General features: G+C 45.8%; 14 protein-coding genes. 7 read left to right on the forward strand and 7 right to left on the reverse strand.

Translation table 11 applies throughout. The features are described 5' to 3' along the window. The first annotated feature begins 114 nt into the window (after positions 1–114). Positions 115–555 carry a hypothetical protein gene (locus NWE73_RS15000; protein ID WP_277579160.1) on the forward strand — a complete coding sequence of 147 codons (441 nt, stop codon included), beginning with the start codon at positions 115–117 and terminating at the stop codon, positions 553–555. 176 nt (positions 556–731) lie between these two features. Here the strand turns inward: NWE73_RS15000 and NWE73_RS15005 are convergent, their stop codons facing one another. After that, the gene (locus NWE73_RS15005) at positions 732–1,145 is read right to left on the reverse strand and encodes an Ig-like domain-containing protein (RefSeq protein WP_277579161.1); all 414 of its coding nucleotides are present in this window, start codon (positions 1,143–1,145) and stop codon (positions 732–734) included. A gap of 273 nt (positions 1,146–1,418) precedes the next feature. After that, positions 1,419–1,874 carry a hypothetical protein gene (locus NWE73_RS15010; RefSeq protein WP_277579162.1) on the reverse strand — a complete coding sequence of 152 codons (456 nt, stop codon included), beginning with the start codon at positions 1,872–1,874 and terminating at the stop codon, positions 1,419–1,421. A gap of 148 nt (positions 1,875–2,022) precedes the next feature. On the opposite strand from NWE73_RS15010, the gene NWE73_RS15015 reads away from it, so the two are divergent. Continuing rightward, the gene (locus NWE73_RS15015; protein WP_277579163.1) at positions 2,023–2,643 is read left to right on the forward strand and encodes a hypothetical protein; all 621 of its coding nucleotides are present in this window, start codon (positions 2,023–2,025) and stop codon (positions 2,641–2,643) included. Positions 2,644–2,790: 147 nt separating this feature from the next. On the opposite strand, the gene NWE73_RS15020 is transcribed toward NWE73_RS15015, so the two are convergent. Together NWE73_RS15020 and NWE73_RS15025 are read right to left on the reverse strand one after the other, a co-directional pair. Next, entirely contained in the window at positions 2,791–4,035 is a 1,245-nt protein-coding gene (locus NWE73_RS15020) for a hypothetical protein (RefSeq protein ID WP_277579164.1), read from the reverse strand. A 156-nt stretch (positions 4,036–4,191) separates the two neighbouring features. Next, positions 4,192–5,730: a sigma-54-dependent Fis family transcriptional regulator gene (locus NWE73_RS15025; protein ID WP_277579165.1), complete on the reverse strand. Its 1,539-nt coding sequence runs from the start codon at positions 5,728–5,730 to the stop codon at positions 4,192–4,194. A gap of 173 nt (positions 5,731–5,903) precedes the next feature. On the opposite strand from NWE73_RS15025, the gene NWE73_RS15030 reads away from it, so the two are divergent. Next, positions 5,904–6,083: a hypothetical protein gene (locus NWE73_RS15030; RefSeq protein ID WP_277579166.1), complete on the forward strand. Its 180-nt coding sequence runs from the start codon at positions 5,904–5,906 to the stop codon at positions 6,081–6,083. A 36-nt stretch (positions 6,084–6,119) separates the two neighbouring features. Here the strand turns inward: NWE73_RS15030 and NWE73_RS15035 are convergent, their stop codons facing one another. Further along, on the reverse strand, positions 6,120–6,326 hold the full coding sequence (locus NWE73_RS15035) for a hypothetical protein (protein ID WP_277579167.1): 207 nt from the start codon (positions 6,324–6,326) through the stop codon (positions 6,120–6,122). A gap of 254 nt (positions 6,327–6,580) precedes the next feature. Here NWE73_RS15035 and NWE73_RS15040 point away from each other — a divergent pair, with 254 nt between their 5' ends. Continuing rightward, positions 6,581–8,275 carry a hypothetical protein gene (locus NWE73_RS15040; protein WP_277579168.1) on the forward strand — a complete coding sequence of 565 codons (1,695 nt, stop codon included), beginning with the start codon at positions 6,581–6,583 and terminating at the stop codon, positions 8,273–8,275. 26 nt (positions 8,276–8,301) lie between these two features. Here the strand turns inward: NWE73_RS15040 and NWE73_RS15045 are convergent, their stop codons facing one another. Continuing rightward, positions 8,302–9,627, reverse strand: coding sequence for a hypothetical protein (locus tag NWE73_RS15045; protein ID WP_277579169.1), 1,326 nt, complete (start codon positions 9,625–9,627; stop codon positions 8,302–8,304). A 206-nt stretch (positions 9,628–9,833) separates the two neighbouring features. On the opposite strand from NWE73_RS15045, the gene NWE73_RS15050 reads away from it, so the two are divergent. The 3 genes from NWE73_RS15050 (at position 9,834) to NWE73_RS15060 (ending at position 11,608) form a co-directional block, all read left to right on the forward strand. Next, positions 9,834–10,280 (forward strand): Crp/Fnr family transcriptional regulator, encoded by a 447-nt coding sequence (locus NWE73_RS15050; RefSeq protein WP_277579170.1) that lies wholly within the window; start codon positions 9,834–9,836, stop codon positions 10,278–10,280. Further along, positions 10,277–11,053, forward strand: a complete 777-nt coding sequence (locus NWE73_RS15055; RefSeq protein WP_277579171.1) for a UDP-2,3-diacylglucosamine diphosphatase — start codon at positions 10,277–10,279, stop codon at positions 11,051–11,053. The genes NWE73_RS15050 and NWE73_RS15055 overlap by 4 nt, the downstream gene beginning before the upstream one ends. Before the next feature lie 180 nt (positions 11,054–11,233). Beyond that, entirely contained in the window at positions 11,234–11,608 is a 375-nt protein-coding gene (locus NWE73_RS15060) for a hypothetical protein (RefSeq protein ID WP_277579172.1), read from the forward strand. Between the two features lie 35 nt (positions 11,609–11,643). On the opposite strand, the gene NWE73_RS15065 is transcribed toward NWE73_RS15060, so the two are convergent. Then, positions 11,644–12,837, reverse strand: coding sequence for a hypothetical protein (locus NWE73_RS15065; protein ID WP_277579173.1), 1,194 nt, complete (start codon positions 12,835–12,837; stop codon positions 11,644–11,646). Positions 12,838–12,851 lie beyond the last annotated feature (14 nt).

Consider the following 12,851-nt stretch of genomic DNA (forward strand, 5'->3'; position numbering starts at 1 on the left):
TTAATCTATCCAATAATTAGATAAATATCATATAATACATCTAATTTACATAACTTATTGCATCGCCTAGAAGAGACAGGAAATTAGATAAACAAAACATATTGGAGACGTTTTATGAAAAAATTAATGTTGCTGGTAATACTCACTGTCGGTTCCCTCGCTCAAGCTTCAGAATCAATAGCTATCTTGAACTGCAACGAAAAGTTTTCCTCTTTCACCATCGAACAAAACGGCGATTCTTATGACCTGAAAAGATCCGTCCTCACAAATAGAGTGAAGGGCCATCCCTATGTATCTGGTGGAGTTTCCACGGAATCCTATGGATCTATTCATAATGCCCAGCTCGTCAGCGCCGCAGCGGACAAAGTGGTCTTTTCCTTAGCCAACGGAAACTTTTTAAATATTCTTATTGTTCCTGGCGCAAAGTCCGAAATTCTAACTGTGAAATTTGAATCCAATGAGGACGAAATGGTTAGCAGTCTTCATGACATTCTAAAAACGTCCGAAAATCCATTGGAGTTTTATGACTCCGAGGCTTGCCAAGTAAAATTCTAGATTTACAACCTTCAACTAACACCCCCCGCACGGATGCTGCCCACTGGATGCGCTCATGGAGTACCAACTTGCCAGAGTCAGAACTTCAATTTCTTTTAAGCGTTCCAGTGGCCCACCTTGCCAGCGGCATTCTTGCCTATTTTCAGTACCTGCATATCGAAAAGACTTCAAAAGAACTACTCAACTCCCCGACCGTGGAGATTCCAACGATAGATATCCTCGGTTGTCACAATTGTCAGAGTTCCTGCGTAGCTTTTCATGAGCCGAGGGTGAAATTCGACCTTCACATAACAGGACTCCCCAGGTGCAAGGAAGGGAGGACAGTGGGACTCTTTAAAGAAATCATATCCAGGCACTGAAACTTTTGTAACTTGGATTGTCCAATTGTACTCATTAGTGATCCAGAACTCAGCCATTTGAGAATCACCCACACAGACACTTCCATAGTTGTAGTAGTTATCAATGCAGCCCAGGGTCTGCAATTGCTCTTCCGTGAAGACAATCTCCGCATCTTCTGGATTCGCATGCGCCTTGTATCCGGTAAATAACATCAGTGACAGCAACAAAAGACACTTTGTTAAGCGACCCATAGGAACCTCCTATTTCCAATCATTATGCGCTCGGTAAAAAGAGAATCAACTTGGCCGACGGTCTAAAAAACGTCCACCGCTTACTGACACTTGATTATATTTATTGAGCAAACTCTTCCTTGGCCGGAGTCGCACTGGAGATTAACACAGAAGACGCTGAAATCTGCGCTAGGGAATGACTGGCTCGCCGCAGTTTACAGAGCGAGATCCCAAAACAACGAAAGGCGTTAGTTCATCTAACGCCTTTCGTTGTTTTAGTTACAAATAAATATTTTAGTTAGAACTTGGACTTCTGTTTTTATCCGAGGTCTCTTTGGTGTCAACGACAGGATTACTGCCTGGCTGATGGCACAGAGGACTCAAATTATAAATCGATGGCGGATCATAAGCTTTGTTATTATAAGCATCGATCCCCATCCCGATCAGTCCCCCGAAAACTATATTTCCAAGAACGCCGGCTACTGCATCATACTTGGTTTGAATGACTCCTTCTCGAGTCTGCTGATTACATGTCACTGTAATTGGGATATCTTCCTTAGAGCGCGAAACAAGAACAGTCGTTTGACCATTTTTAAGATTGTACTGACCATCGGGCATATTGATTTGTGTATCACCCTCTTGCAGCCCCCCAACAAATCGAACAGGAATCTTTTCTGACTTAACAATCGTGGCACAACCACTCATAGCAATTGAAGACACAACCAAAAGAAAGCTTAACCAATTTTTCACAAACTCTCCTGTAAACAATATTTAGTTACCCCTCTTTCGGAGCATCCTGGACAAACTTAATTGTCTTCTTGTAATAAGTTGGAAATTGTTTGAATTTTCACTATAAGAAGTAAGAATGAAACCGCATTCTTAAGGAGCCAACAATACTATGAAGACATATTTCATGCAGCTTTGCCTCATCCCAGTTTTGACCTTGCTATTGACTGCTCACACAGCTCTGGCCGCCAGTTTTGACCATGACGAAGGAATGTCGAAGGCGCAATTAGTTGAATCACTCAGCAAGAACACTTCGCTCAATTCTGAACAAATTGAAAATTTGATCCTGACTTTGCAAAAACAGTTTGCGCTGAAACCCGATCAAAAGCTTCCGATTAAAGGTTATCTTTACGCCGCTGGATTGAACGGAGCGCTGCTGATGGACCATGACACTTGGTTGTTCGACGCTAACATTCAAGTGCCGGGTTCTTCAGAGCTCGTGCATATTCCCAAAATGTTCTTGTGTGATTTCCATAATGGAGGCTTGAAGTTTGAAGTTGCCTATAAATGGATGTTCACCTTCATTCCCAACGGCGTCAATGTCGATGAACTTCACGGCGCCATTTATGGTCGCGGCTTGGGCTTGGTGGCGGAAGCCTTTCTAGGTCTTGAAGGTTCTTGGATGCCCGCGCAAAATAGAGCCCATGACCTCTTTCACGTTGCCATTAAACTGGGTTTTGGCGGTGGCATCCTGATTCCTAAGATGGAATTTAAATTAAGAGAGATTAAATAAGTTATCACAACCACCCGTAGCAAATTGGCCCCTGACAATATGCTACACCGGCGCAGAAGTAAAAAACCGCGATGATCATTGGTCATCGCGGTTTTTCATTTAATGGTTCACCAGAAGGGTGAGCCCATGCCACTAAAATTTATCAGCTTATTGAACATCTGCGAACGTGACCGAGCTGAATTTCAACCCTTGAAGTTGTGCCGCCCAGCTCAAAGAGGTCGTCGCGTTGGCTGTCGGATGAAGACCGAAAACAAAAGGACCATTTTGAGGGAACGCAATACCGGTATTCGCACCGCAGTCGCCTTGATCTGAACCATTCGTGTAACAACGATTGTTCACGACTTCCGAGTATTTTGCGGAGTCACCAAGGTCCGCATCGACATTTGTCGATTGAACATGGAAGTAACGAGCCTTCAATCCATCCGCAAGATTCCCTTTAATCGTTGAAGAACGAGCAGAGTATTGTCCGTTGCGACCATCATAAACATCCGCAGAAGCCCCTTGGATATTCGAAACAGCCGTAATCACACCATTGCTCATCGCGACAGTTGCCAAAATTCTGTCATGGCGAGACCAACCACAAGAGCTGATTTCAGCACACAAGTAACGATCCGAGCGACTTTCGTAGCGCAATTCGCCTGTGAGAATATCAAAGCTTGCCGCGAATGAACCCGTCTTATTGGCGCTGTTCGCTGTTTGATCTTCTGACGTCAAAAACTCAACAGTGGTGCCCACAATTTTTGCCGCGAATCTATACTCGCCGAACTCGGCAGTTTTAATTGAGATACCTGTGTCGTAGTACGAGTTAAAGAATGCAGGTTTCGAAGCGCGAAGGGTCACATTCATAGATGTCGTCACACCCATATCTTGTAATTGCTCCGGACTAAAGCAATTGGAGTCCATTTGAACAGTCACTTGATGCTCCTGATTGTCATAGACCACCCCCGCTCTTTCCACCGCGCAAGAAATGGACTTAATCTGTTTCAGTGCCCCTGGGATAGATTCAGGAGACGACGTGCTCTTCGCAAGTTTGCAATAGAAAAGTCTTGAAGGATAGTCGGCACCCTGGCTGTCCATATAAGTGCCATCAACATTCAACGGCATAGCGTTGCGATCGCACAGCTGATCTGAAATTAAAGACTGCATAGACACTGGCTGAATAGACACTTTAGCCTGCGCACCTTGAACCTGGCCCTGTTGTGCGACCAACCCCTCGCCCACAGCTACGACAGCATCTTGAACCACCGCCATAACAGTAGACGGTTTTTCCGCACTCACCACGTTAGAAGATGATGAGGTGTCACCGGCAACGGTTCCCTGACAGGCAGCCAAGGCAAAGGTATACAAAAGCGAAGTCACAGCACAGATTTTATTCAATTCCTTAAAGTTCACAGTACTCTCCTTGTTAGGTTTGAACGCAATTGCGTTTGCGTCACCATTCAAGGAGGCAAGGATCCGGCCAACTTTTAAGTTCTTGAATTCATTGTGGTCTTATTTTAAGGCGCCTACTTTAGTTGCCAAGTTGGCGCCCACTTTCAAAGGCATCGCCTACGCGACTTTTTTGGTGAGTATCTTTCTGAGACCTTCGCGCGACAAACCAAGACGGCGCGCAGCCTCTGATTTATTGCCCAAAGCACTCTGAATCACTCTTTGAATCATCTCTGCTTCAAAGACCTCACGGGCTTCCTTTAGGTTCATATTCTCAAATCGTTTAAAGAGGTCTTCGGAAGCCATGGAGGGAACGACAACCAAAGAGGGAGTGGTCCTAAATTGAAAATCCTCTGGCAGCAAGGTCGCGCGATCTCTGGCAGAAAGGCAGGCCGCTTCAATTTTATTTTCCAATTCACGAATATTCCCTGGCCAGTTGTATTCGACAAGTCTGAGCATCGCCTCATCACTGATCGAACGTCGCTTCCATCCGCGTTTCTGATGAAGCTGCTCAATGATCACGCCCGCGAGCTCGGGTATATCCCCTTTTCGATCTCGCAAAGAAGGAACCACCAAATTGACGACGTTGATACGATAATAAAGATCCTCGCGAAACTTCTCTTCTTGAATCTGTCGTTCAATATTTTTGTTGGTTGCACAAATCAAACGGAAATCCACAGCCCGAGGAGGCTCATTAGAACCCAGGCGTTGCACCTTTCGTTCTTGCAAAACCCTTAAAAGCTTGGCTTGCATTTCAATGGGCATTTCGCCAATTTCATCCAAAAACAACGTGCCTCGATGCGCCAATTCTATCTGACCCTGGCGAGGCATGGTGCCGGTTGCGGCCCCTTTTACCACCCCAAAAAGTTCAGCTTCGAACAGCGACTCTGGAATTGCCGCGCAGTTGATTGCGATAAAAGGCCCCTCGCGGCGACCGGAATGATGATGCGCCAAACGTGCAATGACTTCTTTACCAGAACCACTTTCCCCAGTGATCAGAATATTTGAATCAGAGCGGCCAAAGTCGCCGATATGATCATAGATCTTTTGTAGTTCGGCAGACTTCGATCGCAAACTGACGGAGGCAATGCTTTTTCGCCAAATATTTTTTCTATGCTCAATGGCGGATTCGGATTCCTCACTTTTTTGGTGAAGCTCATAGTTGTCAAATGCAATCGTCGCCAACATAGAAAGAGCTTCGAGGGCATACTGATCATTTTCATCAAAATCGCCTTCGAGCTTGTTTAACACTTCGATGACGCCAATAACCTTTCCGTCTTTCCAATGTAAAGGCACCGCTAAAAGTTTTTCAGTTTTGTAGCCGGTTTTGGAATCGACCCCTTCAAAAAAATCAGGATCCTGATTCACATTATTGGTGAAATGACTTTTTTGATCGCGAAAGACTTTTCCCGCAATCCCCTGCTCTGTGTTGATCACGATGGTGTGATTGCGAACACCCGTCGCGATATAGCTATTCAAATATTTAAGGTGCTGTTCAAACTTAAATTGAGGATCAAAAAACAAAGTCCCTCGATCCGCTCCTGTCGATTGAATGCAAAGATCCAGGATTCTTGCGACAATCCCTTCGCCTTCGTTTTTATCAAAAAAGACCTGAGCTGAGCTGCCTATAAATTTTAATAATTCGTGCGCTTTTGACATGACCAACCTATCGGTTGAACCTGCCAACTTTTGGAGGCTGCCAACTGCAACTTCCCAATTTGTGCCAATGAAAGTGGGCGATCCATTTTGAGAACCTTGTCATTTCAACAGCTTGGAATTTGGCCTGGAATTAGCTCTTTAGTTTCATAGAAAGAACTCACAAAGGAGGTCTTATGAGCAATCAAGATATCTCAAACAAATTAGTTCAAATGGATCAAGAATTGCGTTTTCTTTGGCAGGAGGCCAACGAAGAACCGGAAAAATTTCTGAAAGAGAGAAAGCTCAAACAATACTGGGAACTATTCAAAGCCTATAAAAAACAAAAACAATTCCTTCAGGCATTGGCTTCATAAAAAAAGGAGCAGGTTTCTGCTCCTTTTCTTCGCCGCTTAATAGTGATTGATGTGCACCCGATGTCCTTCACTATCGATCACTTCACTCATGACCCCATCTCTTTTATTCCAACTGCCTGTGATCTTTTGTTCAATAGTTTGTTCCTTTGCGGATTGCCCTGAAATCTTCGATGCACTCTCGGGACTCTTTGGAGAGACTTCGGGCTTGACTGTTTCTTGCGGAGGAATGGATGTTTCCGGCATAAGAGCCTCCTTCTTATAAGCTATCAGCTAAAATTCAGCCCCGTTGTTTTTTTGAATTAATACACTCCCAGACCACTGGATCTTAACCTAGGCGGCTGGACTAGAGGCTCCGTGCTCTCCCGTCCGAGGCTCATTCTCGAATGAAAATCGGCTCATCCAGTCTCATTTTTCATTATGATTTTATAATAAAAAATCCGGAATCTATAAAAATTCTCAGTTTATTCCGATAGTCCTTATACAAGGGGACCTTTGCCATGACTTTAGTGCGTTTCAGGAAAAGTATTTTCACGCTGGCTCTACTTCTTTTTCCGGCCATGCCAGCCCATTCCCAAAACATGGTGAGCGAACTCGATGAAAAATTTCATCTTGAAAAGTCGATCTCAGAACGACTTGAGCAGACTCTAAAAACAAGATTGGAAAAATCTTATTTTGATATCACCGTGGAAGCGAAGCTCCAACGCAAGTCCCTTCCCACTTTTAAAAAACGCTTCGATTCGGCAAATACAGCAGAAGAAGTGCAGCGATGGTACGCGTCTGAGCTTAATCAAGCCAGCCGTCAGAACAATCGCCCCTTCGAACTTGAATCTTTGGTGGTCACACTGGGTCTTTCAGATCAAGTCGATCCCAAATACCAAGCCGATCTAAAGGAGTGGTTAAAAAACTGGGTGCACTCAAGCTTCGGAGCTCAAGGGCAATCTCAAGTTCTCATCAGACCGTCGAACATCATTAATAAAAACAATCATAATCAGACTGACGAGAACTCTTCAAAATGGTCCGGAATCAGTCGCTATCAGAATCTTTTGGGCATGATGTTTCTGGGCTGTGCCTTTGTTCTGGTCTGGCACCTTCAAGGCCGCAAGCGTGTAAGAACTGATGAAAGATCCCTTGAATCTTTACCAGCACAAACTGATCCGAATGAAGCCATTCAAAAGGAATTGATCCGCACATTGAAAACAAAAATTGCGTGGATCAGTCCTGGAATTCAACGTCAGATCGAAACCCTCGTGGCAAGTTGGACGGATAAAGAAAACCCAAGCTATCTTAAGATGGCTGCCTATTTGGAAGCGCTGGCAGAAGGCAGCGCCTCCATGCCCGAGGCATCCAAAGTCCAAGCGCCATTTCTGCCAGCTCATGCTCACCTGTCTCTGCCGAAGGCCCTCGCGAATCTTCAAGAACTTGATACCTTCATGCAAGTGAATCTCTATCAGGAAATTTACTCCGAGTTGCTTGTTGGACAGTTGATAGAGCGCGAACCTCGCCATGTTGATTTTGAATTCATTCAGGATTGGAACGACAAGGACCTTCTCGAGGCCTTTGACTTCCTGTCTGAACCTTGCAAGGTGGCCCTCCTGGTTCACCTTCCACAGACGATGCGCCGTCGTTTTGCGCAAATTTCTGAGCCTGGAATGCTTCGCCAAATTTTAGATAAGTCCTTGCTCTATCCCAATGTCACAGATGCTCAACTTTTGAATGAGTTGGAAAGCTGGAAACAACGAAAAATTGGCAGCGTCTCGAATGCAGAGTTTGCACTTAAGATCGCGAAGTTTCGTGAAGTCTGGTCCGTCTTTTCAAGACAGGATGAGGCAATGTGGATGCATCAAGTGGTTCTAAACCACCCAGAGATGCGCCAGGTCTTGGCCCGCGAAGGCACCCACCTCGCCTTTTTAAGCTATTGGTCTTCAGACTCGATTCGCAAATTCTGCTTAAGCACCAAATCCAGAGAGCTTGCTGCGGCGGCTAAGCTTTTACCATTCCTGGCCCCGGCAATTCTAAATGCCTGTGGCGAAGGCACACGCAATGAAATTCAACAGGAAATGGCTCAGCTCTCGGAGCCTAAATTGAGCCAAAGCTTTGAGCGCTTTATTGCAAACTTTGATCAATTTGTCGAAGTTGAGAAACCTCAGCATCATTCTCTCTTGCAAATCTCTAGCACAAAGAGTGCGGCTTAGTCACAAGCCGTACCCTTTGCTCGCGATCACAAAGATTTTAAAAACTCAACGAGGTCTGCCTTTTCGTTATCCAACAAGCCTAAGCTAAAATGATTGTTGTAGTGGTCCACCACGGCTGGCAGGTCTGCGAATCGCCCATCGTGATAGTATCCACCTTTTGCATGGGCCCACAGTCCCTTCAAAGGTGTTGTGCGGTAGCGTTCATCTGGGGAACGTAAGGCCTGGAACTCATCTATACCAATTTCCTCCCCTTTATGCATATCCCAACCAGGTTCTGTATAAAGCGGCGGTGTATGGCAGGTTGCGCATTTCGCCTTCTCATTGAATAGCAATTGCCCCCGCCCCGCCATGATTTGGTCATAGGAATTGGTCGGAGCGGCTGGTGCCGGAATCGAGAGTTGATAATAATGAAGAGCCGCAAGCTTGCTGGTAATTTGATCGTTGGAACTTTGTGTATGTCCCATTTTTGCTCGAGCGGCGATCGGGAATTTGACGGGATCATCTAAACGTGGATCGAAGAAATTTCCCTGACCATGCATTTCTAAATTAGCAACAAAGGCATTCCAATATGTGACAGATCCCCAACCAGTATAAGTATGAAGATTCACGCCAGCTAAGCCAAAAGCTGGCGGGATGAGTGTCGCTGCGGTTTTTCCATCTGGACGATATGCCTTACCGTCTAAGAATAGCTCTGCATCAAACTTACCCGGGCCCCAATCAAGAATTACTTTTCGAGTTGTGGCATCATCAACGCCCAAGAGATCATTCACCACACTGAGATCAGGGGAAAGATTAACGATCGCCCCCACATTCAGGTCACGATTAGGCCAACCATCCAAACGATGCCCCAGTCCCGGTGCAAAAGAATTATCAACGGTCGAATGGCAGAATGCACACTGAATACCTACAGAGGAAAGTTGTCCATTTTGGTTGAAAAATCCTTTCAGACCAATAATTGCGTCTTCTTTTAGAAGTAACAAACTCGTATTAGGATCATCGAGATCCACTTTTCCTTGTGCAATTGCATCAAGAACGTCTTTAGATAGAGAATCGACATCCACTTTTAAACCAACACTGAGTGCTGTCCTTGGACTGACTCCAGGTCCCACACCCCCATTTTTTTCACCCTTTATGGCGTCGTGAATGCGGAGCTTGCCTCCCCAGAATGCTTCACTGCCAAAGGTGTCATAGCGAAAGATCTTCTGTCCTTCCGAGAGTTCACGCGAAGAATTACTATGAATAATCTTGTCAAACAGTTCAACAAGACGGTCCTTTCCACTGGCGAAAGTTCCGCTCAAGGCTACGGCACTCACACAAAGCGTTGCAGCTAACAGAGTTCGTTTTCTTATCATGGTCCCTCCATTCTTTAAGCGATTGATTTAATTCGAATCCTAGGGGCTCAGACGAGGATCTTCAAATTACAGAAGCGATACGGACCCGTGTAGATTGTCGGACTTAAGTCTCTTGGCAAGATTATCAACCTCATTCCACGGTACTTTTGACCAGACTGATTTAAGCTCGGTGGAATGAACAAGAAAACTTGATAGCCTATGCATCTATGTTTAATTCAAGTTCTTCTCGCGGCAAAAGATTTACGGATCAACAAATTGTTAAGCTCAAGGACGGGGAAATTCTTTTCCGCGAAGGTGATTTGAGCAGAGAAATGTACATCGTGCAAAAAGGCGCTCTTGAAGTCTTCAAAACTGCAGAAGGCAACAAAGTTATCCTTGCTACCATCGAGAGAGGCAGTATGGCGGGCGAAATGTCCTTGCTGGAATCCCTGCCTCGTTCGGCCTCCGCTCGTGCCGTCGGCGATACCACCCTTTTGGTTTTTGATCCCGGCAGCTTCCTGTTAAAAATTCGCAGAGATCCTACATTTGCCTTTGAGTTGATGAAACATCTCAGCGGTCGTATTCGTCAAACAAATGAAAAACTAATGGTCTTGGTTACAGCAGAGCAGTTGAATAAAACAGACGTGCAAGATTTGGTTGAGTCTTCTTTATGATTATTGATGTTACCACTCAAAAGATGGTGGTTATTTCAGATCTGCATTTGGGCAATCCCTTCTCTAGCGCCAAGAAAAGACTTATTGAGTTCTTATATTGGGCTGCTGAAAACAACTATGACGTCTGTATCAATGGAGACGGCCTCGAGATCGCGCAAGTTTCCTTTCGCCGTCTGGCCGAAGACGTTCCTGAAGTGTTCAGAGCCGTCAAAGCCATCTCACGAGCTGGCAACAGAGTCTTCTATATCGTCGGCAATCATGACATTGTACTGGAAAACTTTTTGGAAGACTGGGGGCCTTTGATACTGGCGCCCTTCCTGAATGTTCAGTGCGGGTCACAGCGCATTCGAATTGAGCACGGTCATCTCTATGATCCCTTCTTCGTCAAGCGTCCCGAGCTTTACGAGTTTATGACCTGGCTGGGTGGATTTCCATTAATGATCAGTCCCCGCGCCTACAAAATTTGGATGATGTTTGAAGAACTTCAATCCAAAATCCGCCATCTTTTCAAAGGCAAATCTGAAGTGGAAGGTCTGCCGGGAGAAAAACCGGATTTTATAATTGCTGCTGATGAAATTTGCGCACGGGGTTTTGATTCCATCATCTTTGGTCACACTCACCATGCCGGAAAGATGGATTTGCCCCAAGGAACCTATTTCAACAGTGGTTCATGGATGATCGCCCCGCACTTTATTGAGATCAACTCCCAGCAAGTCACCATAAAAACCTATTGTAAGGAAGTCACTCAAATCAGATCGATGCCGGTCCCTTGAGTTGGCGAAGGCCCTGTGCGACAACACCGGCGCAGAAAGTGCGAATTGACCTGTGTGAATTTTTCGAAGAGTTGCAAAAGAACACAATGTTTGCCATTGAGAGCGCGACTTCTCACTCATTAAAATCAGACCAAAGGCAATTACACAACTTCGCCAAGAAGTCTGAGAAAGAGAGTCGTCATGAACTGGAAGGCTATTACACTAACCATGAGTCTTACTGCGGCAACGACTGCAAATGCCGACTCCCTTTTTACCCCAACACTTTGGGTGGCCGCCCCTTATAAGTTTGCCTGCAACCTCACCAATGTAGGTGATAAATCCGTCGTGATCCGAACTCAAATTATTAGTAATGGGAATATTCTCTTAGATAGCGGCAAAGAAAAATTGGTACCTCGCCACACAGCCAATCACACAATCGATGGTCTCTCCGATGGCGGCCCGATCTATTGCGCGTTCTCGATCTCCGGTCCCAAGGAACAAGTTCGCGGAGCAGGAAAGGCCTTCCGCGCCCCACCCGCAAACACAACCGACATTGCGATAGTGCCCGCTAATTAGTTAACTGGTCTGTTCCGCAGTTTGGAATCAATTTGCTATTTCTTTTTCCAGACACGGTGGAAGGTGACGATCCCTTGCCCGCCCTTATCCACCGTCAGGACTTGATCATCGAGGTCGGCATCAAGAATGAAGTGACCAAAGTTGGTAGGACTTTCGGTCTCGGCTTCGTAGTCGATCACATCCAAATACCCTGATGCTGCAGCAGGAAGATTCCCGTTGATGGTGCCAAAGGGACAAGTCCAAGTGTAGTTCCAGCTAATCCCCGCGCCACCTTTGAAGTAAGGCAGGTCCACACGTTTTTTTCCATCGGCGTCTGTATAGAGTTTGCCTTCAACGTAAATAGAAAAGCTCTCTCCGCTGTAGGATCCCGAGATCCCCCCGGTTGAAGTGACAGTGGGTTTTTCGACATCAATATAGCCGACGACTTTGTTATCATCGACAATGCCAAACTCTCCATGCATTTTCATGCGTCGATCCACAGAGCCGGGGCACAGCATCCCCATGTTTTCGTCAGTAATAACATAAGGCCACTGAAACTCCGCTTCATAAGTGAACGTATCGTTGCAAACAATAGTGACAGAGGGATTTTGAATTTCAATTTGCGGATTCATGATTTTCCCAAAGACATTCCCATCCCAGCGATATTCACCATCAGTGGTCACGTTCCAATAGCGGGCGGAAGCATCAAACTCTATGACTGAGCTCTTCACCATAGGAGATGGCAGCGGGATGGAGTTGTAATTACAAATGTCAGACACTCCATCAGGCGATACCAGATCAACAACTATGGATTCACCAATGAAATGCACCAAGGGGAGCGGATACTCATAGCTGTCTGATGGAGTTGCGACCATATCGATAGGTGCCACGGTTGCGGGTTTCCCGTCATAGCCAATCTTTACCCACGGGTAAGTCGTGATCGAAGGAGGCATGGTGCCCAAGGCATTCACCCTACCGAAATCCAAGTGGGCATAGGGCACTCCACAAGTGATGGGACGAGCCGCCGGACTGATGAAGGACTCCATACGAAGAGCCCCATTCCACATGGCCGGACGAGAGTGACCAGGATCATTAGGATAAAAAACCTGAGGAATTTCCAGTGGAATCACGTCCGTGGGGATCACCTGCCCCTTCAGAAGGGCATGACAGATTTTTGGTGCCTCTGCGAGAGACATTTGGGGAAGGAATATGACCAGGAAAGAATATAAAAAAACCGCTAATTTCGTCATGAGAGCCTTATAGA

Source organism: Bdellovibrio svalbardensis (assembly GCF_029531655.1).
Lineage (GTDB): Bacteria > Bdellovibrionota > Bdellovibrionia > Bdellovibrionales > Bdellovibrionaceae > Bdellovibrio > Bdellovibrio svalbardensis.

Bases quoted from the DNA above. Each gene is read 5' to 3' on its own strand.
- NWE73_RS15000 (WP_277579160.1), top strand. From the start codon at position 115: ATGAAAAAATTAATGTTGCTGGTAATACTCACTGTCGGTTCCCTCGCT.
- NWE73_RS15005 (WP_277579161.1), bottom strand. From the start codon at position 1,145: ATGGGTCGCTTAACAAAGTGTCTTTTGTTGCTGTCACTGATGTTATTT.
- NWE73_RS15015 (WP_277579163.1), top strand. From the start codon at position 2,023: ATGAAGACATATTTCATGCAGCTTTGCCTCATCCCAGTTTTGACCTTG.
- NWE73_RS15025 (WP_277579165.1), bottom strand. From the start codon at position 5,730: ATGTCAAAAGCGCACGAATTATTAAAATTTATAGGCAGCTCAGCTCAG.
- NWE73_RS15030 (WP_277579166.1), top strand. From the start codon at position 5,904: ATGAGCAATCAAGATATCTCAAACAAATTAGTTCAAATGGATCAAGAA.
- NWE73_RS15035 (WP_277579167.1), bottom strand. From the start codon at position 6,326: ATGCCGGAAACATCCATTCCTCCGCAAGAAACAGTCAAGCCCGAAGTC.
- NWE73_RS15040 (WP_277579168.1), top strand. From the start codon at position 6,581: ATGACTTTAGTGCGTTTCAGGAAAAGTATTTTCACGCTGGCTCTACTT.
- NWE73_RS15045 (WP_277579169.1), bottom strand. From the start codon at position 9,627: ATGATAAGAAAACGAACTCTGTTAGCTGCAACGCTTTGTGTGAGTGCC.
- NWE73_RS15050 (WP_277579170.1), top strand. From the start codon at position 9,834: ATGTTTAATTCAAGTTCTTCTCGCGGCAAAAGATTTACGGATCAACAA.
- NWE73_RS15055 (WP_277579171.1), top strand. From the start codon at position 10,277: ATGATTATTGATGTTACCACTCAAAAGATGGTGGTTATTTCAGATCTG.
- NWE73_RS15060 (WP_277579172.1), top strand. From the start codon at position 11,234: ATGAACTGGAAGGCTATTACACTAACCATGAGTCTTACTGCGGCAACG.
- NWE73_RS15065 (WP_277579173.1), bottom strand. From the start codon at position 12,837: ATGACGAAATTAGCGGTTTTTTTATATTCTTTCCTGGTCATATTCCTT.